We start from the raw sequence: 23,025 nt of genomic DNA, 5'->3' as shown, positions 1-23,025 counted from the left end.
TACATTTGTTTCGGGCCAGTTATGCCTGGGGCATTTGTGCGTGCTTGCCGTCACTTCACACTTTTCTGAACTGATTATTTGCCATCAGGGATTTTTCACGTCGCTGCGCCCCACCAGAATCGCCTGACCACAATCACAATAACCGTGAGGCCACTTTCGTGGACCATAACGCCCAGGTGCGGCAAGCCGCCGCCAACCTCGTTGCCGCGTTCGCCAGCAACGACACCGATCGCTACTTCGCCTGCTTCAGCGAAGACGCCACGTTTCTGTTCCATACCCTCCCCCACCCGCTGCTCAGCCGCCATGCCTATCAGACGCTGTGGGCCCAGTGGCAGGCTGAAGGTTTTGCCGTCCTCCGTTGTGAGTCGAGCAACACCCAGGTCAGCCTCCAGGGTGAGGTGGCGATCTTCATGCACGATGTTGCCACGCATCTACGCATCGCCAACGAAGAGCACGCCCTGAGTGAACGGGAAACCATCGTCTTTCGCCGCCAGGGCGAAGCGTGGCTGGCCTGCCACGAACACCTGTCCATGATCACACCCAGCTGATTTTTCTGCGGCGCTGCCGCACTGCCATCGCACCCACAAAAAGGCCCGCGCACTGCGCCGGCCCACAACAACCGCGCTGGAGCAACACCATGAGCCACTCGACCGGCATAGAAACCAACGGTGTCGAACAGATACCCGACGATCAACGCCACGCAACACCGCTGGACCTGTTCCGCCTGATCTTCGGCGGCGCCAATACCTTTGCCACTGCCGTGCTGGGCAGTTTCCCGGTGCTGTTCGGGCTGTCGTTCCAGGCGGGGTTATGGGCGATTCTGCTGGGTGTTGGGGTGGGTGCGCTGATCCTGGCCCCCATGGGCCTGTTTGGTGCGCTGAACGGCACCAACAACGCGGTATCGTCGGGTGCGCACTTTGGCGTGCACGGGCGTATCGTCGGCTCGTTTCTGTCGCTGCTCACCGCAGTCGCGTTCTTTTCGCTGTCGGTGTGGAGTTCGGGCGATGCACTGGTGGGCGGCGCCAAACGCCTGGTGGGCCTGCCCGAGAACGACCTGACCCTGGGCCTGGCCTATGGCCTGTTCGCCGTGCTGGTGCTGGTGGTGTGCATCTTCGGCTTCCGCTTCATGTTGTGGGTGAACAAAGTAGCTGTGTGGGCCTCCAGCCTGCTGTTCCTGCTGGGTATCGTCGCCTTCGCCGGGCCGTTCGACGCGGGCTATGCCGGTAGCGTCAACCTGGGCCAGGCAGGCTTCTGGGCGGCGTTCGTCGGGGCGGCGATCCTGGCCATGAGCAACCCGGTGTCGTTCGGGGCGTTTCTGGGGGACTGGTCGCGCTACATTCCCCGCCAAACGCCCAAGGCACGCATCATGCTGGCGGTGATCGCGGCCCAGGCAGCCACATTGATTCCGTTTCTGTTCGGCCTGTGTACCGCCACCTTGGTGGCAACCCAGGCGCCGGACTACATCACCGCCAACAACTACGTGGGCGGCCTGCTGGCGGTGGCGCCGGGCTGGTTCTTCCTGCCGGTGTGCCTGATTGCGGTGATCGGCGGCATGTCCACCGGCACCACGGCCTTGTATGGCACCGGCCTGGACATGTCCAGCGTGTTTCCGCGCCTGCTCAGCCGCGCGGCGGCCACGCTGCTGATCGGCGTACTGGCCATCGGTTTTATCTTCGTCGGCCGTTTCACCTTCAACCTGGTGCAAAGCGTGTCCACTTTCGCCGTGCTGATCATTACCTGCACCAGCCCTTGGATGGTGATCATGATCCTCGGCCTGATCACGCGTCGCGGCTTCTACCACGCAGACGATCTACAGGTATTCACCCGCGGGCAACGCGGCGGCCACTACTGGTTTCTGCATGGCTGGAACTGGCGCGGCATGGGTGCCTGGCTGCCCAGTGCTGCCGTTGGCCTGTGCTTTGTGAACCTGCCGGGGGAATTTGTCGGGCCGCTGGGTGAACTGGCCGGCGGCATCGACCTGAGCTTGCCGGTAACGCTGGGGCTGGCAGCCGTGTTGTACCTGCTGCTGCTCAACCTGTTCCCTGAACCTGCGGGCGTCTACGGCCCCAATGGCCCGCGCTGGGTGCGTTGCAAGACCGCCCCGCCTACCCCTGTAACCCACGCCAAAATGGCCTGACTGGATACCGAACATGACCGCTTCCAACTACATCGCCGGCCAGTGGGTCGCAGGCCAGGGCAGTGAATGCCTGCACGTCTATGAGCCGGCCTTGGGCCAACCGTTCGAAGAACTGACGGCCGCCAGCGTGGCACAGGTGGACGCGGCCGTTGCTGCCGCCCGCCGCGCCCTGCCCGCCTGGAAATGCACCGACGCAAGCGCCCGCGCGGCCTACCTGCGCGGCTTTGCCCGCGAGCTCGGTAGCCGCCGGGAGGCGCTCATTGGCCTGCAGATGCGCAACAACGGCAAGCCGCGGCACGAGGCAGAAATCGACCTGGATGATGCCATCGCCACCTTCGAGTACTACGCCGAACTGGCGCAGCAGTTGCCAGCCCGGCAACAGGATGTGCCGCTGGCAGCTGCCGGCTTCACGTCACGCACGCGCCTGGAGCCGGTCGGTGTAGTTGGCTTGATCGTGCCGTGGAACTTCCCGCTGGTCACCAGTGCATGGAAGCTCGCACCGGCCCTGGCAGCGGGCTGCACCGTGGTGCTCAAACCCTCGGAAGTGACACCCTTGGTGGAACAGGCCTATGGCCATATCGCCGAGGCCCTGGGCCTGCCAGCGGGCGTGCTGAACATCGTCAACGGCAAGGCAGAAACCGGTGCAGCCCTCAGCAGCCATGCTGGCCTGGACAAAGTCTCGTTCACCGGCAGCAACGGCGTGGGCAGCCAGGTGATGCGCAGTGCAGCGGCGCAGTGCCGGCCTGTGACCCTGGAGCTGGGCGGCAAGTCGGCCATCGTGGTGTTCGACGACTGCGACCCGGACCAGGCGGTGGCGTGGATCATCGCCGGCATCACCTGGAACGCCGGGCAGATGTGTTCAGCCACATCACGTTTGCTGGTGCAGGAAGGCATTGCCGATACGCTGCTGCCCCGCCTGCAGAAGGCGCTGCAAGCGCTGCGCGTCGGCAACCCGCTAGGCGAGGACGTGGACATGGGCCCGCTGACCAGCCAGGCGCAATGGTTGAAGGTAGCGGGCTACTTTGCCACCGCCCGGGAAGAAGGGCTGACCTGCCTTGCCGGCGGCGAGGTGCTGGGCCGTGAAGGCTGGTTCGTCAGCCCGACGCTGTACACCGATGTGCCGATGGAAAGCCGCCTGTGGACCGAGGAGATTTTCGGCCCGGTGCTGTGCGCCCGCCGCTTCGTCAGCGAGGCCCAGGCCATCGCCGAAGCCAACGACAGCCGTTTCGGCCTGGTGGGCACGGTGTGCTCGGCGGACCTGGCGCGGGCCGAACGTGTGGCCGATGCCCTGGAGGTTGGCCACGTGTGGATCAACTCGGTACAGGCGGTGTTCGTCGAAACGTCCTGGGGCGGCACCAAGGCCAGCGGCATCGGCCGCGAGCTTGGGCCGTGGGGGCTGGCGGGGTACCAGTCGGTCAAGCACGTGACGCGTTGCCTGGGCTGATGGCTGCCTGCACTTGGGGCCGAGCGCCGCAGGCGCGGCGCTCAGCCCCAAGGTCAACCATCAGGCCGGCTCATCCGCCTGCCGCCCAGCCTCCTGCACCAACACCATGCTTTGCGGCGACGACAGCGCGATGCCTTCATCGCGCAACCGCCCAAGGATGGTGAACAGCAAGTCACTGCGCGCCCCGGATACCTGCCGCGGGCCCGCCACGTAGCCACTCACCCCGATCACCATGCCGCTGCTGGTCAGGTCCTTGAACGACACAGACGGCGCCGGCGCATCCAGAATGCCTTCGTGCTCCTGGTACGCCGTCAGCAACAGCTCGCGCACGCGGTTGGCATCGGTGTCCAGCGGCAAGGTCAGGGTAATGCCGACAACGCCCAGCGCATTGCCCATGGTGACGTTGCGCACGTTCTGGGAAATGAACTGCGAGTTGGGCACGATCACCGTCGAGCGGTCAGACATCTGGATCTCGGTGGCGCGCACATTGATACGGCGGATGTCGCCCTCGACCCCAGCCAGGCTCACCCAATCCCCCACCTTCACCGGGCGTTCGGTGAGCAGGATCAGGCCGGAGATGAAGTTCTGCACGATCTGTTGCAGGCCGAAACCGATACCCACCGACAACGCACTGACTACCCAGGTCAGGCTGGTGAGGTTGATGTGCAGGGTGGACATCACCAGCATGGCCAGGAACAGGAAGCCCAGGTAACCCACCAGCGTGACCAGCGAGGCCCGCATGCCGGCATCCATGTCGGTTTCCGGCAACAGGCGCTCACTGAGCCAGCGCTTGACCACGCGAATGGCCAGCATGCCGCACACCAACATAGCCAGCGCCAGCAGGATGTCCTGGGGCACGATGTTCAGGTTACCCAGCAGCTTGCCACCGGTGCCGTCCCAGTCACCCAGGCTAAGCAGCAGCTCGCTGGGGCTGGTGCCCGACGGCATCAGTGCCAGCAGCAAGGCCAGGAACAGCACCACGGTGCGCCCGATACCCGCCAGCACGGTGCTGGCCTGGGCCTGGTGGCGCGGCGCCAGGCCAAGGCTGGCAGCAAGCGCCAGGCCACCCGGCTGACGGGGGGAAAGCAGGGTTTCACACAGGTCGCCGAGGAAGGTGGTCAGCAGGTAGGCGCAGGTGACCACCATGCTCACCCACAGCAACTTGGCGGTGAGGAAGTAGGCCAAGGTCAGGTAACCGGCCAGCAATGCCAGCAGGATCGACGCCAGCCACACCACCATCACGAACGGGATCAACCCGGCCAGGCCGGTCGGGCGCTCCAGGCCATGCTCGCGCAAGGTGCGGCGGTACGAAAGCAACGCGCCGCCGAAGATCATGGCCACCACCAGCGCGGTGAGGCCGTTGACCGCCACGGTCAGCGCCAGGCTCACACCAATCACGCTGTTGATACGCTCCATGGTCATCATGACCATCAGCGCCAATGCCAGCACTTTCGGGAACCAGCCCAGGGCACTGGCGACTTCGTCATGAATGGCTGGCAGCCGCCACGACGGGCGCTGCAGCATCAGCATGGCGCGGCCCAGGCCGGTGATGAAGGCGCTGAACACCACCAGGGCCAGCACGTGGTTGGTCAGGCTGGCCAGGTCGGTACCCAGCTCGGCGCTGCTCTCTAGCCCCCAGCGCAACAGCGACACGGAACCGGCAATGGTGCCCAGCGTGGCCAGGCTCACACCCAGCGCCAGGGCACTGCGACGTAGCCGGCCTTCAGGCAACCCACTGACCATGGCCCTGGCCAGCAGGCGCTCCAGTAGCCCGCGTACCAAAGTCCACACCAGGATCGCCGCCACCAGACTGGTGATGAACAGCCAGCGGTGTTCGGCACTGAATGCGCTGCCCATGGCATCTGCAGCCTCCCCGCGCAGGTCGCGCAGGCGGGCCACGTCGTCCTGGGTGGGGCGGATGATGCTTTGCCAGAACGCCGGGCTGAGCGGTGAGGCGGCCCGGCTGGTGATCTGCGAGTTGAACAGGCTGCGCCGCAGGTTGACGATCTGGGTAGACAGGTCGCGGGCCGACTGGGTCAGCTTGGTCGCCTGGTCTCTCTCGGCAACCAGCGCCTTTTTCTCAGCCTCCAGGGCCTTGCGCTGCTGGGTCAGGGTGGCGGCTTCGTCCGGTTGCACCGGGCCGATCACCTTGAGCTTGTCGTCGACCTTCTCGGCATCCGTGGTGCGCTGGGTGCTCAATGCATCGGCCTGGCGCTGGACCTGCACGGCGGCCATGCGCAACTGGGCCAACAGGTCGTCGTTGGCGTCGCTGGTGACGCCCTGGCGGATCTGGTCCAGGCGGTCGCTCAGTTGATCGACGCTGGCATTTTCATCCAGGGCCTGGGCGTCGGTGGCGGACGTGCTGGCGGCAGGCGCAGGTGCGCCAGGGGCCGACCAGGCCGGGCCGGCAAGGGCCAGCATCAACGCCAGCATGGCCATCAGGCCAGGGCAAAAACGGGCAAGGCTGACACGCCTCATCGAATATTCCTCTTTCAATTCGATCTGGCGGGGCATTCTACGCCGCTTGCAGCCTTCAGGAGAGTGCCGTTTCTCGTGCCAGCAACTGGCGCTTGCGCTCCACCCCCCAGCGATAGCCGCTGATATCGCCATCCCGGCGTACCACCCGGTGGCAGGGGATGGCCACCGCAATGAGGTTGGCCGCGCAGGCCATGGCTACGGCGCGCACCGCCTTGGGTGCGCCAATACGCTCGGCGATATCGCTGTAGCTGACCCGCGCGCCCACCGGCAACTCGCGCAGGGCCTGCCACACCCGTTCCTGGAACGCCGTACCCTGCACGTCCAGCGGCAGGCCCAGGCCCAGTGCCGGTGCTTCGACAAAGCCGATCACCTCGGCGACCACCCGTTCGTAGGCGCGGTCGCCACCGATCAGCTCAGCCTTGGGAAACTGGTCTTCGAGGGCGTGCAACAAGGCCTGTGGGTCATCACCCAGCAGAATCGCGCAGATACCCTTGGCGCTCTGGGCCACCAGGATCGCCCCCAGCGAACATTGGCCGATGGCGAAGCGAATGCTGGCGCCTGCGCCTCCGGTGCGAAACTGCCCCGGGCGCATGCCCAGGCGCTGATCGGCACTTTGGTAGAAGCGGCTGTTGGAGTTGTAGCCGGCCTGGTAGATGGCATCGGTAACCGTGCACTGCCCTTGGCCCAGGCCAGTGCGCAGGCGCTGCGCGCGAAAGGCGCTGGCGTAGGCCTTGGGGGTCAGCCCTGTTTCGGCCTTGAACAGGCGGTGCAGGTGATAAGGGCTCACTGCCAGCGCCTGGCCCAGCTGCTCCAGGCCAGGGGGCGGGTCACCCGCTTCGATCAGGCGGCAGGCGCGGGTAATCATCTGGCGGATGCGCCCGGCACTGGCTGATGCGGCCAGGCAGCGTTTGCAGGGGCGATAGCCGGCAGATTCAGCGGCGAGCGGGGTGTCGAAGAATTCAACGTTGCAGCGCTTGGCCAGCCGAGAACGGCAGCCGGGGCGGCAATAGATGCCCGTGGTACGCACGGCGTAGACAAACTGGCCGTCAGCCTCGCTATCACGGGTTTCCACGGCCTGCCAACGCTGTTCAGGGGTGTTGTAGGGTTTCATGATGTGTTCCCAGGTTAGGCTTCAGGCGCGCCACAGGTACCAGGCGGCCACCGTTCGGTAGGGGTGCCATGCCTGGCCCAGCACGCGCATCTGCCCGGGCGTCGGCGCTTTGGCCAGCCCCTTGAGCCGCCGATACCCCTCCCTGATGCCAAAGTCGTCGACCGGTAGGATATCGGACCGTGCCAGGTTGTAGATCAGCAACATCTCCACCGTCCACCGCCCTACCCCACGCAATGTGATCAACCGTTCGATCAACGCGTCATCGGCCATACCCAAGGCTTCTGCCTGGGTGGGGACTACACCGTCCAGCCGGCCTTGCGCGATGCCCTGGACAGTCGCCAGTTTGCTGGCCGAAAAGCCGCATTCGCGCAGGGCAACCGGGCTCAGCGCCAGCAACTGGTGCGGCTGCGGAAATGCCTGATGCGGGAACAGTGCCAGCAGGCGCCCCAGAATCGCTTCGGCAGCGCGGGCGTGCAGTTGCTGGTAGGCAATGGCGCGCACCAGTGCCTCATAGGGCTCGCGTCCCGGCGTCGCGTGGTGCAGGCACGGGCCCACCGCGGCAATGTGCGCGGCCCAGTCAGCGTCCAGCGCCCGAAGGTGCTCGGCGGCTTCCCGGTAGGCCTAAGGGGAAAGATCGGCCAGGATCATGGCGCCTCCTAGGGGGTTAGTGAAAGCCAGCTTAGCGCAGCCGTTCATCGGGCGAACGCCGGTTCTTGCGCAGGTAATTCCTGGTATGCCATTGCCGGCCGTAGGCACACGCGAATAGAATTGAGAAATATTCACAATCACATCCATCATGGAACCGGGCCTTGGCGACGATGCAGTTCAACGACACGCTGAAACCGACCGAGGTCGCCCTGCTGTATCAATCCCACCACGCCTGGCTACGTGCCTGGCTAAGCAGCCGGGTGGGTTGCAGCGAGCACGCTGCCGACCTGGCCCAGGACACGTTCGTGCGCCTGCTGCGGGCCCGCCAGGCATCACCACTGCGCGAGCCCCGCGCCTATCTGAGCAGCATTGCCCGTGGCCTGATGATCGACCAGTTCCGCCGCCGGGCGCTGGAGCGTGCCTACCAGGAGAGCCTGGCGCACCTGCCCGATGCCGAAATACCCAGTGAAGAACACCGCCTGGTGATTCTCGACAGCCTTGAACGGCTCGACCGCGCCCTGCATCAGCTCAAGCCACGCGCACGGCAGGCGTTTCTGCTCGCCCAGCTCGACGGTTTGAGCCTGGTGCAGATCAGCCAGTGCCTGCATGTGTCCCGGGCCACCGTCGAGCGAGACCTGGCCAAGGCATTTCAGGTTTGCTACCGCTTGCGTTATGCCGATGCATGAGCAGAAGCCTGCGCAGGCACAGGTCGACCAGGCCATCGACTGGCTGGTGAAGCTGCGGTTCGGCAGCCCCAGCCCGCATGCACAGGAACAGTTCCGGCAATGGCTGGCCAGCCACCCGCACAACCCGCTGGCCTGGCAGCGGGTGAGCCACCTGGATGAAGAATGGGCGCGATTGCCCAAAGACCTCAGCCGGCGCACCTTGCAGGGCAGCCAGCGCCAGCGCATCAGCCGCCGCGACCAACTGAAGCTGCTGGCGCTACTGGCAGTGGGCGGCAGCCTGGGCTGGGCGGCACGAGAGCCACTGGGTTTGCCGCAACTGCTGGCCGACACCAGCACCGCCACCGGCGAGCGCCGCCAGTTGCAGAGCAGCGACGGCAGCCGGATACAGTTGAACACCGCCAGCGCCATCGACCTGCGATTCAGCGCCGGGCTGCGTCAAATCGAGCTGATCCGCGGTGAGGTGAGCCTGGCCAGCAACCCGGACGACACCCGCCCCTTTCGCATCGATACCCGCATCGGCCCGCTGCTTACCCTCGATGGCCAGTTGGTGCTCCGGGAAAACGACCAGGGCCTGCTGGTGGCGGTACGCCGCGGCGAGGTGACGCTGTTCCCCGGATCGCCCGCGCAACTGCAGGTGCCCCCAGGGGAAACCTGGCAAGTCTGGGCCAACGGTCGCCATCAGGCCGTGCAGCCGCAGAACGACCCCTGGGGCTGGACCGACGGGGTACTCAGCGTGCAGCAGATGGCGCTGGGCGAATTCGTGTCAGAGCTTGCCCGCTACCGCCCCGGTCTGCTGCGCTGCGCACCGCAGGTGGCGCAACTGAAGGTGTCCGGGACCTATCAACTGGCCGACACCGAGCAGATCCTGCGGCTGCTGGCCAGCAGCCTGCCTATTCGCGTGCACCACCGCACTCGTTACTGGGTGAGCATCGACGCGGCCTGAAGACACTTAGCCCAACCTGTTCGGCAAGGCGTACTGCCGGCAGATCAACACCACCGCAACCGGCTACTACTGGGATGAGCCGCGCAGCGTTTCGGTGACCCTGCGCGCAAGCTGCTGACCACAGTGCCGACGGGCGGCAGGTCAGTCGGCAACCGTCGACACCTGCCCTGCCCGCCGGTATGCCTGCCTGGCAAAGCACACGAACAACCCGGCCATAAGCGCCAGCGCCATGGGCAGGCCATGGGGCGCCACATCCATGGCCGCACCACTGACCAACGGCCCCACCAGGCTGCCCACCCCCCACAGCAGCCCGACGCTGGCATTGGCGGTGACCAGGTCCTGCCCCTTGAACCGTTGCCCGATCAGCACCAGCGCCAGGGTGTAGATCCCCCCCGCAACCGCCCCCAGCAGCGCCAGCAACGGCCACAGCAGCCAGGCCATGTTCAGCAACCAGGGCAGGCCAATACCGATGGCCATCGCCACCAGCCCGCACAACAGATGCAGGCCGGTACGTTCCACGCGATCGGCCAGCCAGCCCAGTGGCAGCTGGAACAGCATGTCGCCGGCAAACACGACCGTCACCATCAGCGCCGCCACGCCCACGGCAAAGCCGTGGCTGGTGGCATACACCGGCAGCAGCGACAACACCACCGCATCGAAGAACGAGAAGAACAGCACGGCCACGCACAAGGCCGGCGCCACCCGGAAGAACCCGGCCAGGCCGAAACTCTTGTCGCCCTCTTCATGGGCCACGTAATCATTGGGCACAGTGAACAGGATGCACAGCAGTGCCAGGCCATAGCAGGCGGTGACCACACCGGTTATCCACGCGCTGCCGGCGCCCAGCACTGCGAGCATGGCCGGGCCCAATACCTGGAAGCCGGTGAAACTGGTGGCGTAAAGGGCCATGATCTTGCCGCGGTTGTGGTCGGGGCACAGCTCGTTGACCCAGGACTCGCCCAGAATGATGGCGATCCCCATGCCAAGCCCGAGCCCCAGGCGCAGCAGCGCCAGCAACCACAGCGAACCGAACGCTGGCTCGAGCAGGGCGATGCTGACGGTGCACAGGCTGAAGCACAGCAGGTAAAGGTTGCGCCGGCTGAGGTGCCGGCAACAGGCATCGACCAGAAACGCCGAGAGCATCATTCCCGCCGCCGGAATGGCCGAAATGACGCCGATTTCCAGGGTGCCGGCCCCGGCCTCATGCAGGCGCAACGACACCAGCGGCAGTGTGGCCCCCAGGCTGAAACCCACCACCGAAACGGCGAACAGCAGGCCCGCCAGCAAACGCATGTTCATGTACCACTCCTTGCAAACCGATAAGACGTGCACACACGCGCTCGCCCACCAGGGCGGCGGGCGATGCGCAAACGCAGATCAGTTCAGGTGTGGCGAAAAGGTGAAGGCAAACAGCACGCTGCGCCGGCGCTTGAGCACCGTGTCACTCGGCCACGCGCGGCGCAGGCCCTCAAGGGCTGGCTGACGGGTGCCGGGCAGGGACAGGAAACGGCGCATTGCTGGGGCCACTACGCAGAGGTGACAGGAAGAGGCGGCACTCTAGGCCACCGCAGGCAATACCGTCAATTCCCCGCAGGCCTTGCCGCAGCGAAGGGGCTGCAACGCAGCCCCCTACCATCAGCGCTTGCCGGTGCTGGGCAACAGGATCGCCAGTACCCCGAACAGCGGCAGGAACGAGCACAGCCCGTACACATACTCGATACCGCGCAGGTCAGCCACATACCCCAGCAGCGCCGCCCCGATGCCGCCGAAGCCGAACATCAGGCCGAAGAAGATGCCGGCGATCATGCCCACACTGCCGGGTACCAGTTCCTGCGCGTAGACCACGATGGCGGAGAATGCCGAGGCCAGGATAAAGCCGATCACCACACTCAGCACGGTGGTCCAGAACAGGTTGGCGTAAGGCAGCGCCAGGGTGAACGGCGCCACGCCCAGGATCGAGAACCAGATCACGGCCTTGCGCCCGATGCGGTCGCCAATAGGGCCGCCAAAGAACGTACCCGCCGCCACCGCGCCCAGGAACAGGAACAGGTGCAGTTGCGAGCTGGCCACCGATACCCCGAACTTCTCGATCAGGTAGAAGGTGAAGTAGCTGGTGAAGCTGGCCATGTAGAAGTACTTGGAGAACACCAGCAGGCCAAGCACCACCAGCGCTGCAACCACCCGCCCGCGGGAAATGCCATGGGTGGCCTGCACCGCCTTGCGGGCCTTGGCCTGGTTGAGGTGCTCGGTGTACCAGCGGCGCAGCATCAGGGTGACGCCCAGGAAGAACAGCGCGGCGACGCCGAACCACGCCACGTGGGTCTGCCCGAAGGGTATGACAATGGCGGCAGCCAGCAGCGGGCCCAGGGCAGAACCCGTGTTACCGCCCACCTGGAAGGTCGACTGGGCCAGGCCAAACCGTCCCCCGGACGCCAGGCGCGCAATGCGCGAGGTTTCCGGGTGGAAGGTGGAAGACCCGATGCCCACCAGGGCAGAAGCCAGTAGGATCATCGGGAAACTGCCAACGAATGCCAGCATCACGATGCCGATCAACGTGCACACAGTGCCCATGGGCAGCAGGTTGGGGTTGGGTTTGCGGTCAGTGAAGAAGCCCACCCAGGGCTGCAGCAGGGAGGCGGTGATCTGGAACGTGAGGGTAATCATGCCGATCTGGGCGAAGCTCAGGTTGTAATTGGCCTTGAGCATCGGGTAGATGGCCGGCAGCACCGACTGGATCAGGTCGTTGATCAGGTGCGCCAGGGCGCAGAAGCCGATGATGCGCATCACCAGCGGCGTGGCGTTGCTCGCCGGGGCTGGGGTGGACGCCGGGGTGGCGCTGGGGGTGGCCATGGCCTGGATCTCCGTCGGAATGCTGGGCTGCGATTATCGGGAAACAAATAGATACATAGCTACCTTTTTTTCCCCTCGTCGCCATGCACTTGTAAATGGTTCTCAATATAATTAGCATCTTTTGCCCTTGCCCCTGTCAACGTCGGGCGCCCGCGCCCCTCTCTTGAGCAGCCCTGTCCATGCGCCCGATGCCCGCCCAGCAGTTGCAGCCCGACCCACATGATGAAGCCATGCAATGGTTTGCACTGCTGCGCCAGCCCGGGTGCGATCAAACCCTTCAACACGCCTTCGCTGCATGGTGCCAGGTGCCACAAAACGCACAGGCGTATGCCGAGTTGCAGGCGGTGTTGCAACGCGTGCAACCCCCAGCGGCCCGACCTCGCCCGCAGCTGGCGCAGGTGCGTCACGGGCATTTGGGCAAATGGCTGGCACTGGTGTTTCTGCTCGGCCTGGCGATTGCGGCATGCCTGTACTGGCCGCTGTTGCAGCGCCTTGGCAGCGAATTGCACACCGAGGCCGGCGAGCGCCGTAGCACACGCCTCGCCGATGGCACTGCACTGCACCTGGACAGCGCCACGGCGATGAACGTGGACCTGCGCAGCCGCACCCGTCAATTGCAGCTGGTGCAGGGCCAGGTGTTGCTTGAGGTGATGCTGGACGGGCGGGCCATGCAGGTGGAGGTTGGCCAGGCACGTGTGGAAGTGCTCGGCACCCGCCTGCAAATCGCCCGCTTGGCCGGGCATGATGAGCTGACGGTGTTCAACGGCAAGGCCATGGTTACCCAAGGCGGTGATCAACGCCTGGTTGCGGCCGGTGAACGTGTCAGCTTCGATGACACCCACATCGGCCAGGTGCAGAAAGCTGACCTGAAAACCGCCGACAGCTGGCGCAACGGTCATCTGGTCGCCAAAGACGCTCCACTGGACGAAGTGCTGGCGCGCCTCGCGGGTTACCAGGGCCGGCGCCTCTGGCTACTGGATGACCAAGCGGCGCAACGGCGGGTGAGCGGCAATTTCGACCTTGATCGCCCGGCAGAAAGCCTGGCCCAGTTGGCGGGCCCGCAACACCTGACGCTTCAAGGGCTCCCTGGGTGGCTGATAGTGCGTTGAACCGGCACTGGCTGCTAAGTTTTTGAAAGCGTGCAAATTTTTTTTGAAAGGAGTGTTGACAGGGGGGGCGTTCAAGAGAATAATGCGCGCCATCGGCTACATAGCTCAGTTGGTTAGAGCATAGCATTCATAATGCTGGGGTCCGGGGTTCAAGTCCCTGTGTAGCCACCAAATCCTGCTTCGGCCTGTCAATGACAGTTTACGAAGCAACTGGAAAGCCCGCCTTGTGCGGGTTTTCTTGTTACTGACGTTTGTTCCGAGCTTCAGCTGAACTCGTCTGATTACTCAAACAGTGCCTGAACCCTGGCCAGCACGTCGTCCATTACAACCTCAGGCACTGCTTCTATGCGTTTGGCGCTGCGAGCCTCAAGGTCGACAGTACGAATTTGGTTGCACAGCACCACACCTTGCGTCTCAGCGCCGCTGCCACTCAAAGTGACGGCAAAGCCGGCGTAACGAGCGAAGTCGCCACCCTGAGTGATCGGCGCGATCACCGCCAACCCGGTTGCATTGTAAGCCGCAGGCGTAAGCACCAGCGCTGGGCGATAGTCGCCTTGTTGTTCTCGCCCCTCGGTGGGGTTGAGGTTCACGCGCACAATGTCACCACGATTGAATTTTGCTCTTCTCACGCTTCACGCCCCACCGGTGGCATCGCATTCCAAGCGGCAAGCTCTGCCGGCTCCGGGGCAGACAAATCACATTGCTTCATCAGATCGGCCAATTGGTAATGAGGCTTGGCTTTCGCCGGTTTCAGCGTCATGCCCTCAGCAGACACATCAAGCTTGAGAACGTCACCGCTGACCAAATTCATGAGCTTGAGCACCGCAGCTGGCAGACGAATCGCTGCGCTATTGCCCCATTGCTGAACTTTCACTTCCATAAGCACCTCCATAAAGTATCTTCATTGTAGATACCTGAAATGCTTTGGCAAGCATTGATATATGGGCGGTTGCGGCATTGCAGTCTATTCATGTCTGCCAAAGGCTTTACCGCAACCCCACCCCACTCACCGCGACAGCTACCCCCAAACCCATCAGCGCCACCCCGATCACCCGGTCAGCCATCCGTTGCCGCTCGATCATCGCCCTGCGCAGCACCGGGCTTGAGAAGAACACTGCCACCAGGCTGAACCACGCCCAATGCGCCACCGACATGAAGGCGCCGTAGGCGAAGTTCAGCCACAGTGGGCTGCCAGGTTGTACAACCTGGCTGAAGGCACTGATCACGAACAGCATGGTTTTGGGGTTGAGGCAGTTGGTGAGGAAACCTGTGCGCAGCGCCTGCAACAGGCTGCCGGCCGTGGCGGTAGGTTGGTCGAGGTTGATGCGCTGTATGTTGGTAAATGACCGGTAACCCAGGTAGATCAGGTAGCCGGCGCCTAGCGCCTTCATGATCAGAAACAGGGTGGGGCTTTGGCTGATGAGCACTGCGATACCGAAGACGGTATACAGCACGTGCACCTGCACCCCCAGCGCAATGCCCATTGCCGCCGCCAGCCCGGCCATCCGGCCCTGGGCATAGCTGCTGCGGGTGACCATGGCGAAATCAGCCCCTGGGCTGACGACGGCAAGCAGGGTGAACAGGGCGACAGCGATGAGTTCAGCCACGGGAAAGCTCCAGATGAGTGATGAAAATGCACGGACAGGGCTATTCTCATGGGCTCTGGGGCTGGGGAAAATCGATTTATAGTGGAGGTTATCTGCTAGTTTAAGTCACAGATTTCTTGTTTAAAGCACCAGCGCCATGAACCTGCCTCCCCTCAATACCCTGCGCTATTTCGACATCGCAGCCCGCACGCAAAACTTCGTGCGCGCAGCCGAACAACTGCACGTTACTCACGGCGCCGTCAGCCGCCAGGTACGCCTGCTGGAGGAAAGCCTGGGCATAACGCTGTTCGAGCGCCGCAACCGGGCGATTTTCCTGACCCCGGCAGGCCGCGCCCTGCACGCCACCACCCGGGCGGTCTTCGAGCAGCTGGAAACCGCCGTGCAGCAGCTCACCCGCCACGACGATGTCACGTTGGTCGTGTCCTGCGAGCCGACTATCGCCATGCGCTGGCTGATCCCTCGGCTGCCCCGCCTGCACGCGGCCCATCCAGACTTGCAGCTGCAACTGGTGGCTGCTGGCGGGCCGCTGGACTTCGCACGCACCGGCGTCGACCTGGCGATCCGCCGCGACGACTTCCGCTGGCCCAGCCATCTGTACCAGCAAAAAATCTGCGATGAGTGGATCGGCCCGGTGTGCCGCCCTGGCGCGCCGTTGAAGCTGGAAGGCCAGCGCCTGCTGCACAGCGCCACACGCCCCGACGCCTGGGCTACCTGGCTGCACCTGAACGGCCAACAGCCCTGCCCGGGCGAACGCGGCGATTTCGAGCATTTCTACCTGTCGATTCAGGCAGCGGGTGCCGGGCTGGGCATGGCCATGGCCTCGGCATTGATGGTGCGTGACGAACTGGACAGCGGGCAGTTGCAGTCACCGTTTGGCTTTGTGCCGGACGGCTCTGCCTATTACCTGCTGAGCAACCACCGCCTCGATGACGGCGGTAAACGCCAGCGCTTCGCCCAATGGGTGACCGAGCAATGCCAGGGTTGCCTGGCTCACCTGGGCTTGGTGCAAAACGACGAACCCGCACTGCCGTCCCCACCCCAGGTGCGGTAGCCGGCGGTGTCCAGGTGAATGCGCCCGCTTGGGTAGCGGCCCAGGCCCATGTTCCACGCCTGACCGTGCTGCTGCCAGAACTGGCACAGCGGGCCGGGGTTGGCTGCGGGCGGCAGCAGAATATCCACCGCAAAGGCCCGGGTGTGAGCGCTGCCAGGAGCACCGCCGGCACAGCGGTTCAGGCCTGGGTCGCGATAGGCCGATACCACTTCGAAGGCCGGCAGGATGCCTTGACCATTCAGGGCCTTGAGCAGAGAGAGGGTTGAACGCACTGCAGGCCAGTTGCCCCGAGGGGGTACGGCAAAGGGCGCGGCGCGGCAGGGTTGCCAGTCGGACGCAGAACGCAGCAACTGGTGGATGGGTACCACCCCATAAAGGCGGGCATCTACCAGCATCTCCCGAAACGACCGCGTCGGGTGGTCGCCCGCCCACTGGGCGAACATCCGCACATCCCGTGTATCAGCCTGGGCTGCACCCGCCGCCAGCAGGCCCACCATCAGCAACCGTATGTTCACGCCGCCCTCCCCTGCCTGCAACAGTGGCCGGCGCGGGCTCAGTCTTCGAGCAGCGTGCAGGCCATCACCAGGGCATCTTCACGACCGCCCGCCACTGGATAGTAGTCGCGCCGGCGGCCAATTTCGTTGAAACCGAAGCGCTCGTACAAGCGATAGGCCGGGTTGCTGGCGCGTACCTCCAGGAAACACTCCCGGCCGTTGAGCTGGTAGGCGCGGGCCATCAGGTGTTCAAGCAGCCGCAAGCCCAGGCCCCGGCCCTGGTTTTCCGGCTTGACGGTGATGTTGAGCAGGTGCGCTTCGTCGATGATCACGTTGATCACGCCATGGCCCACCTGCTGCTGGCCGTCGAACATCAGCCACACTTCATACGATTTGAGCGCATCCAGAAAAATCCCCCGGGTCCAGGGGTGGCTGAATGCGGCGTATTCGATTTTCAGCACGGCATCCAGATCCGCCTCGGTCATGGGGCGGAAACTGATCGAGTCACTCATTCAACGTGTTTCCAGCGCGCCATCAGCTGGCGCATGGCTTTCCAGACGTCCGCCTTGCGCTGCGGCTCGTCCATCAACAGTTCAAGGCCCGGCAAGGCCCAGGCATCGCCCAGGCCGCCGAGCGGGAGGGTTTGGTAATAGGCCTGCTCGTCGGCATTGGCGGCAAAACGCAGCGCGGGCAGCCCGACCAGCCACAGGCAGGTGCAGGGGGCGTCTTCCAGCCGCGCCTGGACGAAGCTCTGGACAAAATCCCGTGCGGCTTCGGGGCCCTGGTCCATGTTGCCGCGCACCAGCAGCGGCCAGCGTACCGGCTCGCCGATGATCTGCGGGGCATCGGGCAGGCCGGCTGCGCGCAGCATGTCCTTGAGCAGCAGGTAGGAGGGGTCGCGGCTCTGGAACGGCTGGCCGGTAGCAAGTTCAACCAGCAGCAGGCAACTGCCGGCGCGCAGCAGCTGCAGCGAGAAGCGCGGTGGCGGCACAGGGGCGGCGCGGGGCGCTGCGGGTTGCGCCTCGGGCTCGCTGGGCTTGGCGGCGGGTTTGCTGGTGCCCGGGCGCGGAACCTCTATTTTTGGCCGCTCGGCAACGCGGGCCTGGGCGACGACAGGCGCCTGCTCGCCCGGTGGGGCCGGCCTTGCGTCGAAGTCGATGTCGTCGACCGGCATGACCGGCAGCAACAGGTCGGGCCGCGACGGCGCAGCGAACGGCAGTTCGGCGCGCGGCAACCAATGCACCACTTGCATGGCGGAAAGGTAGGCGCGACGACGGGGTTCGGTGAGCAAGGGCGGGTATCCGAGGGGTGGAGGCGGTTGCGCATTCTAACGTGTACGCCGTCGTTTTTGCAGCGCCCATCAGACCGAGCGCCACCCGCGCGCCGCTCGATCTGCCAGGCGCCACTAAAACCGAGATATACACACCCCATTACAGACCAAGGGGTAAAACCCCAGGCCCCGGATGCAGTACAATCGCCCCCTTTTTCTTGGCAACGAGCCCAAGCCAATGATCGAACCCAAGCGCGTCCTGCGCGCCCTAGCCGAACACTGGGCCTTGATCGAGCCGCTGTGCGAGCGCTTCGACCAGGGCACCCTGAGCCTGGTGGAGCTGCGCCACCACGTGGCCCGCCAACAGGTCGAAAGCACCCCGCAGGACATCACCCAGCTGCTCGATGTGTGGATCCGCCTGGATATTCTGGTGCCGGTGGCCAAGAGCCCCAACCGCTTCGAGCTCAACGCCCAGATCCACGACTTCCTGGCTTACCTGCGCCGCGAGCACCGGCTGGGCCTGTGCCTGGAAATCGAAGCCTACCTGCGCCACCTGGAGCGCCTGGCCGGGCACATCCAGGATGCCTTCGACAACCGTGACAGCGACGACCTGGCGCGCCAGCTGCGCCTGCTCGACATGCGCGTGCGCGATGTGCTGAAGAAGCTCGACAATGACGAGCAGGCCCTGGTGGCCGTGGCCGAGCGGGCCAAAACCAGCAACCGCCAGATCCCCCTGCGTCAGCGCTACGCCGAAGTACTGGCTACCTGGGACGAATACGTCGAGCCCATGATCCAGCTGGTGAACGCCGACGGCGCCTTCGAGCAGGGCGTGCGCAAGGTGGAAACCGTGCTGCTGAAACTGCTGGGCGAACAGGCGCGCCTGGGGCACCTGGTCGACGACGACATGCTGCTGCGCACCCACGCGCGCATCCTGGAAATGCAAACCAGCGCCCAGCTCACCCTGCGCCACGCCCGCGAGCTGCTGCTGCCGTTGCGTGAAGAGGCGCGCCGGCACAACGCCGTGACCCGGGGCGCGGCACTGGCACTGTCGGTGATCCGCCGCAAAGGCCTGGACGCCCTGCCGCAGGCCGCCATGCCGCTGTTCACCCGGCCGCAGAGCACCTTCCTGGGCAGTGCCAGCCAGGTGGAGGCCTATGTGTATGCCCTGGCCCGCTTCGAGCCCAAACCGGCGCGTTTCCCCAAGGCCCACAAGCCTTCCTCCGGCGCCCTGCCCCGTGCTCCGCGTACGGTCAAGGAAATGACCGATCGCTGCGAACAGGCGCTGCCACTGCCCGACTTGATGGTGTGGCTGCTGGAGCAGGAGCCCGAGGGCGCAACCGACGAGCTGCTGTACTGGTTCTCGCGCCTCTCGCGGGAGAAGCGCTTCAAGCGCCAACGCCTGGACCGCCGTGACTACACCACCCATGAACACCGGGTCAGCCTGCGCTCGTTCGCCCTGACCTCCAGCCGCGAAGACGCAACAACAGCGCCTACCGATACCAACGCGAGCCCAGCCCATGCATCTTGATCTTTCCGAACTGTCCCAGCTCGCGCCGATCTTCCGCGAGCTGTTCAAAGGTTTTCACGTCAGCCGCCGCGATCCCGAGCTGTACGCCCAGTTGTCGAACTTCCAGGACCAGTACCGCACCCTGTTCAAGGCCCTGGGCTTCGAGCTGGTGTGCGATACGCGCGGTTTCTACTACTTCGTGCCGGACATGGCCGCGGCGCAGGTGAACAAGACCGCCCAGCGCCTGTCGCTGTTCACCTTCATCCTGGTCGAGCACCTGGCCGACCAAGGCCGTGACCCGATGGCCGTGCTGGACGGCGGCAGCCTAGGCCGTGACGAACTGCCCTCGCTGCTGGACAAGTACCGCGACCTGTTTCTGCAGGCCGAAGTACAGACGGTGGACGAGCTGGAGGAGAAGATCCTGCGGCGTATGACCCAGCTCGGCTTTGCCCACGAAGAAGGCGGCATCTACCGCTTTCTGCCACCCATGCACCGTTTTCTCGATGTGTGCCTGGCCGTGCAGCAGGACCGCGACCTGGCAGCCACCCTGCACAGCGACCTGCCCCTGCCGACCCCGACCCTGGTCGAGGAAGAAAGCCCCGAAGCACTCAACCGCACCGACGACCCGCTGGACCTCAGCCCCTTCGAGGGCGAGGAAAGCGAGGAGCAGGCCTTGGCGCGGGCCATTCGCGAAGAGCAACAGGAGATTGACGCATGAGCCAGGAACGCTACGGTATCCGCCGCTTCGCACTGCTCAACACGGCGGGCTACAGCCTTGGCCTGTTCCCGCTGGAACACCCACTGTCGGTGTATGGCGCCAACAACCTGGGCAAGTCGGCGTCGATCAACGCCCTGCAGTTCCCCATTCTGGCGCGCATGTCGGACATGAGCTTCGGCAAGTACAGCCTTGAGCAGTCGCGCCGCTTCTACTTCGCCAGCGACACCTCGTACATTCTTTGCGAGCTGAGCCTGCCCCACGGCACCCACGTGATCGGCGTTGTCGGCCGTGGCCCGGGCGGCGGCTTCGGTCACCAGTTCTTCGCCTACAAAGGCGAGCTGGACCTGGCCCACTACCAGAAGAACGACACCTGCCTGCGCCAGAAAGAGCTGTTCACCAACCTTGAACGCCTGGGCATCAAGGCCTACGAGGTGAAGCCCGACGAGCTGCGCCGGCTGCTGGTCGGCGGCCACACCTCGATACCGCTGGACCTCACCCTGATCCCGCTGCGCTCCACCAGCGAGCAGAGCCTGAAAACGTTCCGCGCCCTGTTCATCAACCTGCTGCACATGCGCGAGATCACCGCAGCCAAGCTCAAGCAGCTGTTCCTGGATGCCTTCGAACACAGCCTGCGTTCCGGCAGCGTCGACTACATTGCCGCGTGCGAAGAGGCCTTCCGCGACGTGCGCCGCATGGAGCAGGACTACAACGCCCTGGTCGCTGCCGGCCCCCTGGTGGAAGCCTTGGCCGGTGGCGTGGCCCAGCGCGACATCCTGCGCGGCAAGCTGCACCGCATTTCGCCGGTGCTCGACACCCTGCTGGGCACCTGGCAGGAATACGCCATGGCGCGCAAGGAAGAGCTGGTCATCCAGGCCGAGCACTACCGCGGCGAGCAGGACCGCCTGCAGAACGACCAGCGCGGCGGCACCCAGGAGCTGATGCGTCTGGAGCGGGAAATCACCGGCATCCAGCGCTGGCTGGGTGAGCTGACGGTGCTGCGCCACCGCTTTGCCCTGGTCGACGACGTCAAGGTGCTGGAACAGCAACTGCTGGCGGCCAAGGACGCCCACGACGAGCTGGCCGGTGCCCTGGCCCAGTCTCGCCAGTTCAGTGCCGAAGACCTGGACGAGCGCGTACGCGACCTGGAGAAACGCCTGAAACAGGTCAGGCAGCAGCTGGATCACGCCGACAACAACAGCTATGCCCGCCTGCGCGAAGAGTTTTCGCAGCAGGACGTCGACCGCCTGATGCGCCTGTTCAACGGCGCCCTGTTCAGCCTGCCGCTGGGCGAGCGCGGCATCGAGCTCGACGACAGCGACCTGTGGGTCAAATCGCTGGAAGCGGTGCTCGACGGTTTCAAGGGCGAGCGCTTCGAGGCCCCTGGCCTTTCCATCGACCTCACCCACATCGACCCGCCTGCGCTTCAGGCGTTGGCCGACCGCGCTGCATTGCGCGACCAGAAAGAGCGCCTGGACAAGGAGCTGCGGCAGCTGAAGACCCAGCAGGCCGTCAGCGCTGACCGCTCCGCCTCCAAGGCGCAGACAGAGGCCCTGTACCAGCAGGTGCTCGACGCCCAGAAGGCGCTGGAAGACTTCCGCCGCAGCCAGACCCTGGCCGCCGAGGAACCCGAGAAGCTGGAGCAGCTGTCGCAGCTGGAAGCCGCCCAGGATGAGCTCAAGCGCTCCAGCGACGCCTTCACCGAGCGCGTCCAGCAACTGTCAGCCAAGCTGCAGCTGGTCGGCCGCCAGATCGGCGACCTGGAGTCCCAGCAACGCACGCTCGACGACGCCCTGCGCCGCCGCCAGCTGCTGCCTGCCGACCTGCCCTACGGCACGCCGTTCATGGAAGCCGTCGATGACTCGATGGACAACCTGCTGCCGCTGCTCAACGACTACCAGGACAGCTGGCAGGCTTTACAGCGCGTGGACAACCAGATCGAGGCGCTGTATGCCCAGGTACGCCTGAAGGGCGTGGCCAAGTTCGACAGCGAGGACGACATGGAGCGCCGCCTGCAACTGCTGGTGAACGCCTATGCCCACCGCACCGACGAGGCGCTGACCCTGGCCAAGGCTCGCCGCGCAGCGGTTACCGATATCGCCCGCACCTTGCGCAACATCCGCAGCGACTACGACAGCCTGGAACACCAGCTGGCCTTGTTCAACCGCGAGATCAACCGGCGCCAGGTGTCCAACCTGGAAAGCTTCCGGGTGGTGCTGGCGCCCAACAAGGAAGCCCTCAAGCACATCGACCAGATCATCCACAGTGCCGGCCAGTACGAAGAAGGCGAGACCCTCTCGGTGTTCGACCTGACGCAAAGCGCCGAGCAGGACAACAAAAACGAAGAGGCCAAGGAATACCTGGCGCGGCTGGTGGCGGCCAACCACAACCAACTGGGGCTCAAGGACCTGTTCGAACTGGCGTTCGAGATCACCAAGGTCAATGGCCAGCCGGTGATCCACGCCGACATCGACGGCGCGGCGTCCAACGGCACCACCATGACCATCAAGGCGCTGACCAACATGTACCTGTTGCTGCACCTGATGGACCGCGACCTGGCCGGCCGCATTCGTCTGCCGTACTACCTGGACGAAGCTGCCGACATCGACGAACGCAACCAGGCGGCCCTGCTGGAAACCAGCCTGCAGCTGGGCTTCGTGCCGATTCTGGCGAGCGTGAAACCGCAGGTGTCGGCACGGGTGGCGATTGACCTGGAAGGCGGCAGCGGCCCCAATGGCATCTATATCGACGAGGCGGACTGGAAGTACATCAGCCGGCTGGATGAGGTGAAGGCGGTTGTGCGCGAGGGGCAGGCCGAAGAGTTGGCCTGACGGTACACCCTGTGGGGCGGGGTTACCCGAGAATAATGCACTACTGCAATTATTCGCGGGTGAACCCGCTCCCACAAGGACCGCGCCGGCATTCAGATTTTTGGCACACAGTTGCTTCTACGCTATCGCGCTGGGCGATGATTT

Annotated in this window: 22 protein-coding genes and 1 tRNA gene; 11 read left to right on the top strand and 12 right to left on the bottom strand. The window is 64.7% G+C overall.

What is annotated here, in order from left to right; all coding sequences use genetic code 11:
• The first annotated feature begins 158 nt into the window (after nucleotides 1–158).
• The 3 genes from APH25_RS14780 (at nucleotide 159) to APH25_RS14770 (ending at nucleotide 3,581) form a co-directional block, all read left to right on the top strand.
• Entirely contained in the window at nucleotides 159–548 is a 390-nt protein-coding gene (locus APH25_RS14780; RefSeq protein ID WP_060482437.1) for a nuclear transport factor 2 family protein, read from the top strand.
• Between the two features lie 89 nt (nucleotides 549–637).
• Nucleotides 638–2,137, top strand: a complete 1,500-nt coding sequence (locus APH25_RS14775) for a cytosine permease (RefSeq protein ID WP_060482436.1) — start codon at nucleotides 638–640, stop codon at nucleotides 2,135–2,137.
• 13 nt (nucleotides 2,138–2,150) lie between these two features.
• On the top strand, nucleotides 2,151–3,581 hold the full coding sequence (locus APH25_RS14770; RefSeq protein ID WP_060482435.1) for an aldehyde dehydrogenase family protein: 1,431 nt from the start codon (nucleotides 2,151–2,153) through the stop codon (nucleotides 3,579–3,581).
• A gap of 60 nt (nucleotides 3,582–3,641) precedes the next feature.
• On the opposite strand, the gene APH25_RS14765 is transcribed toward APH25_RS14770, so the two are convergent.
• From APH25_RS14765 to APH25_RS14755, 3 genes are read right to left on the bottom strand one after another with little or no spacing between them, the layout of a single operon-like run.
• Complete coding sequence (locus APH25_RS14765) at nucleotides 3,642–6,059, bottom strand: DUF3772 domain-containing protein (RefSeq protein ID WP_060482439.1); 2,418 nt, start codon at nucleotides 6,057–6,059, stop codon at nucleotides 3,642–3,644.
• A 55-nt stretch (nucleotides 6,060–6,114) separates the two neighbouring features.
• Nucleotides 6,115–7,170 carry a bifunctional DNA-binding transcriptional regulator/O6-methylguanine-DNA methyltransferase Ada gene (gene ada, locus APH25_RS14760; RefSeq protein WP_060482434.1) on the bottom strand — a complete coding sequence of 352 codons (1,056 nt, stop codon included), beginning with the start codon at nucleotides 7,168–7,170 and terminating at the stop codon, nucleotides 6,115–6,117.
• A gap of 21 nt (nucleotides 7,171–7,191) precedes the next feature.
• Nucleotides 7,192–7,758 (bottom strand): DNA-3-methyladenine glycosylase, encoded by a 567-nt coding sequence (locus APH25_RS14755; RefSeq protein ID WP_218186310.1) that lies wholly within the window; start codon nucleotides 7,756–7,758, stop codon nucleotides 7,192–7,194.
• 230 nt (nucleotides 7,759–7,988) lie between these two features.
• On the opposite strand from APH25_RS14755, the gene APH25_RS14750 reads away from it, so the two are divergent.
• Nucleotides 7,989–8,504, top strand: coding sequence for a sigma-70 family RNA polymerase sigma factor (locus APH25_RS14750; RefSeq protein WP_060482433.1), 516 nt, complete (start codon nucleotides 7,989–7,991; stop codon nucleotides 8,502–8,504).
• Complete coding sequence (locus APH25_RS14745) at nucleotides 8,491–9,447, top strand: FecR domain-containing protein (RefSeq protein WP_060482432.1); 957 nt, start codon at nucleotides 8,491–8,493, stop codon at nucleotides 9,445–9,447. Before APH25_RS14750 ends, APH25_RS14745 begins: the two co-directional genes overlap by 14 nt.
• A 141-nt stretch (nucleotides 9,448–9,588) precedes the next feature.
• Here APH25_RS14745 and APH25_RS14740 read toward each other — a convergent pair whose 3' ends face one another.
• From APH25_RS14740 to APH25_RS14735, 3 genes are all read right to left on the bottom strand, one after another.
• The gene (locus APH25_RS14740; protein ID WP_060482431.1) at nucleotides 9,589–10,746 is read right to left on the bottom strand and encodes an MFS transporter; all 1,158 of its coding nucleotides are present in this window, start codon (nucleotides 10,744–10,746) and stop codon (nucleotides 9,589–9,591) included.
• Between the two features lie 78 nt (nucleotides 10,747–10,824).
• A complete protein-coding gene (locus tag APH25_RS25695) occupies nucleotides 10,825–10,962 on the bottom strand; it encodes a hypothetical protein (protein ID WP_169338804.1) in 138 nt (45 codons plus the stop codon).
• A 120-nt stretch (nucleotides 10,963–11,082) separates the two neighbouring features.
• Nucleotides 11,083–12,297: an MFS transporter gene (locus APH25_RS14735; protein ID WP_060482430.1), complete on the bottom strand. Its 1,215-nt coding sequence runs from the start codon at nucleotides 12,295–12,297 to the stop codon at nucleotides 11,083–11,085.
• Nucleotides 12,298–12,485: 188 nt separating this feature from the next.
• Here APH25_RS14735 and APH25_RS14730 point away from each other — a divergent pair, with 188 nt between their 5' ends.
• Nucleotides 12,486–13,406 carry a FecR domain-containing protein gene (locus APH25_RS14730; protein WP_060482438.1) on the top strand — a complete coding sequence of 307 codons (921 nt, stop codon included), beginning with the start codon at nucleotides 12,486–12,488 and terminating at the stop codon, nucleotides 13,404–13,406.
• A gap of 94 nt (nucleotides 13,407–13,500) precedes the next feature.
• A tRNA-Met gene (locus APH25_RS14725) sits at nucleotides 13,501–13,577 on the top strand.
• 110 nt (nucleotides 13,578–13,687) lie between these two features.
• Here APH25_RS14725 and APH25_RS14720 read toward each other — a convergent pair.
• From APH25_RS14720 to APH25_RS14710, 3 genes are all read right to left on the bottom strand, one after another.
• Nucleotides 13,688–14,035, bottom strand: coding sequence for a type II toxin-antitoxin system ChpB family toxin (locus tag APH25_RS14720; RefSeq protein ID WP_028631709.1), 348 nt, complete (start codon nucleotides 14,033–14,035; stop codon nucleotides 13,688–13,690).
• The gene (locus APH25_RS14715) at nucleotides 14,032–14,286 is read right to left on the bottom strand and encodes an AbrB/MazE/SpoVT family DNA-binding domain-containing protein (RefSeq protein WP_028631710.1); all 255 of its coding nucleotides are present in this window, start codon (nucleotides 14,284–14,286) and stop codon (nucleotides 14,032–14,034) included. Before APH25_RS14715 ends, APH25_RS14720 begins: the two co-directional genes overlap by 4 nt.
• Nucleotides 14,287–14,392: 106 nt before the next feature.
• Complete coding sequence (locus APH25_RS14710; RefSeq protein ID WP_060482429.1) at nucleotides 14,393–15,013, bottom strand: LysE family translocator; 621 nt, start codon at nucleotides 15,011–15,013, stop codon at nucleotides 14,393–14,395.
• A gap of 136 nt (nucleotides 15,014–15,149) precedes the next feature.
• Here APH25_RS14710 and APH25_RS14705 point away from each other — a divergent pair, with 136 nt between their 5' ends.
• Nucleotides 15,150–16,064 carry a LysR substrate-binding domain-containing protein gene (locus tag APH25_RS14705; RefSeq protein WP_060482428.1) on the top strand — a complete coding sequence of 305 codons (915 nt, stop codon included), beginning with the start codon at nucleotides 15,150–15,152 and terminating at the stop codon, nucleotides 16,062–16,064.
• Here the strand turns inward: APH25_RS14705 and APH25_RS14700 are convergent.
• The 3 genes from APH25_RS14700 to APH25_RS14690 are packed head-to-tail and all read right to left on the bottom strand — an operon-like array spanning nucleotide 16,004 to nucleotide 17,849.
• Nucleotides 16,004–16,561, bottom strand: a complete 558-nt coding sequence (locus APH25_RS14700; RefSeq protein WP_060482427.1) for a D-Ala-D-Ala carboxypeptidase family metallohydrolase — start codon at nucleotides 16,559–16,561, stop codon at nucleotides 16,004–16,006. The two genes, APH25_RS14705 and APH25_RS14700, sit on opposite strands and share 61 nt — an antisense overlap.
• Before the next feature lie 56 nt (nucleotides 16,562–16,617).
• Nucleotides 16,618–17,070, bottom strand: a complete 453-nt coding sequence (gene rimI / locus APH25_RS14695; RefSeq protein ID WP_028631714.1) for a ribosomal protein S18-alanine N-acetyltransferase — start codon at nucleotides 17,068–17,070, stop codon at nucleotides 16,618–16,620.
• A complete protein-coding gene (locus tag APH25_RS14690; RefSeq protein ID WP_060482426.1) occupies nucleotides 17,067–17,849 on the bottom strand; it encodes a hypothetical protein in 783 nt (260 codons plus the stop codon). The genes rimI and APH25_RS14690 overlap by 4 nt, the downstream gene beginning before the upstream one ends.
• A gap of 217 nt (nucleotides 17,850–18,066) precedes the next feature.
• On the opposite strand from APH25_RS14690, the gene mksB reads away from it, so the two are divergent.
• From mksB to mksF, 3 genes are read left to right on the top strand one after another with little or no spacing between them, the layout of a single operon-like run.
• Nucleotides 18,067–19,356 carry an Mks condensin complex protein MksB gene (mksB, locus tag APH25_RS14685; protein ID WP_028631716.1) on the top strand — a complete coding sequence of 430 codons (1,290 nt, stop codon included), beginning with the start codon at nucleotides 18,067–18,069 and terminating at the stop codon, nucleotides 19,354–19,356.
• On the top strand, nucleotides 19,346–20,053 hold the full coding sequence (mksE, locus tag APH25_RS14680; protein ID WP_028631717.1) for an Mks condensin complex protein MksE: 708 nt from the start codon (nucleotides 19,346–19,348) through the stop codon (nucleotides 20,051–20,053). Before mksB ends, mksE begins: the two co-directional genes overlap by 11 nt.
• On the top strand, nucleotides 20,050–22,881 hold the full coding sequence (mksF, locus tag APH25_RS14675; RefSeq protein ID WP_060482425.1) for an Mks condensin complex protein MksF: 2,832 nt from the start codon (nucleotides 20,050–20,052) through the stop codon (nucleotides 22,879–22,881). The genes mksE and mksF overlap by 4 nt, the downstream gene beginning before the upstream one ends.
• Nucleotides 22,882–23,025 lie beyond the last annotated feature (144 nt).

It is taken from the genome of Pseudomonas sp. NBRC 111119, from assembly GCF_001320125.1.
In the GTDB taxonomy this organism is placed as follows: domain Bacteria; phylum Pseudomonadota; class Gammaproteobacteria; order Pseudomonadales; family Pseudomonadaceae; genus Aquipseudomonas; species Aquipseudomonas parafulva.
Note: the sequence above shows the minus strand (reverse complement) of the source record. Positions and strands in the feature narration are given on the sequence as shown.

What these genes read in the sequence shown, in the direction of transcription:
- APH25_RS14775 (WP_060482436.1), top strand. Translation starts at nt 638, where the DNA reads ATGAGCCACTCGACCGGCATAGAAACCAACGGTGTCGAACAGATACCC.
- APH25_RS14770 (WP_060482435.1), top strand. Translation starts at nt 2,151, where the DNA reads ATGACCGCTTCCAACTACATCGCCGGCCAGTGGGTCGCAGGCCAGGGC.
- APH25_RS14765 (WP_060482439.1), bottom strand. Translation starts at nt 6,059, where the DNA reads ATGAGGCGTGTCAGCCTTGCCCGTTTTTGCCCTGGCCTGATGGCCATG.
- ada (WP_060482434.1), bottom strand. Translation starts at nt 7,170, where the DNA reads ATGAAACCCTACAACACCCCTGAACAGCGTTGGCAGGCCGTGGAAACC.
- APH25_RS14750 (WP_060482433.1), top strand. Translation starts at nt 7,989, where the DNA reads ATGCAGTTCAACGACACGCTGAAACCGACCGAGGTCGCCCTGCTGTAT.
- APH25_RS14745 (WP_060482432.1), top strand. Translation starts at nt 8,491, where the DNA reads ATGCCGATGCATGAGCAGAAGCCTGCGCAGGCACAGGTCGACCAGGCC.
- APH25_RS14740 (WP_060482431.1), bottom strand. Translation starts at nt 10,746, where the DNA reads ATGAACATGCGTTTGCTGGCGGGCCTGCTGTTCGCCGTTTCGGTGGTG.
- APH25_RS25695 (WP_169338804.1), bottom strand. Translation starts at nt 10,962, where the DNA reads ATGCGCCGTTTCCTGTCCCTGCCCGGCACCCGTCAGCCAGCCCTTGAG.
- APH25_RS14735 (WP_060482430.1), bottom strand. Translation starts at nt 12,297, where the DNA reads ATGGCCACCCCCAGCGCCACCCCGGCGTCCACCCCAGCCCCGGCGAGC.
- APH25_RS14730 (WP_060482438.1), top strand. Translation starts at nt 12,486, where the DNA reads ATGCCCGCCCAGCAGTTGCAGCCCGACCCACATGATGAAGCCATGCAA.
- APH25_RS14715 (WP_028631710.1), bottom strand. Translation starts at nt 14,286, where the DNA reads ATGGAAGTGAAAGTTCAGCAATGGGGCAATAGCGCAGCGATTCGTCTG.
- APH25_RS14705 (WP_060482428.1), top strand. Translation starts at nt 15,150, where the DNA reads ATGAACCTGCCTCCCCTCAATACCCTGCGCTATTTCGACATCGCAGCC.
- APH25_RS14700 (WP_060482427.1), bottom strand. Translation starts at nt 16,561, where the DNA reads ATGGTGGGCCTGCTGGCGGCGGGTGCAGCCCAGGCTGATACACGGGAT.
- rimI (WP_028631714.1), bottom strand. Translation starts at nt 17,070, where the DNA reads ATGAGTGACTCGATCAGTTTCCGCCCCATGACCGAGGCGGATCTGGAT.
- mksB (WP_028631716.1), top strand. Translation starts at nt 18,067, where the DNA reads ATGATCGAACCCAAGCGCGTCCTGCGCGCCCTAGCCGAACACTGGGCC.
- mksE (WP_028631717.1), top strand. Translation starts at nt 19,346, where the DNA reads ATGCATCTTGATCTTTCCGAACTGTCCCAGCTCGCGCCGATCTTCCGC.
- mksF (WP_060482425.1), top strand. Translation starts at nt 20,050, where the DNA reads ATGAGCCAGGAACGCTACGGTATCCGCCGCTTCGCACTGCTCAACACG.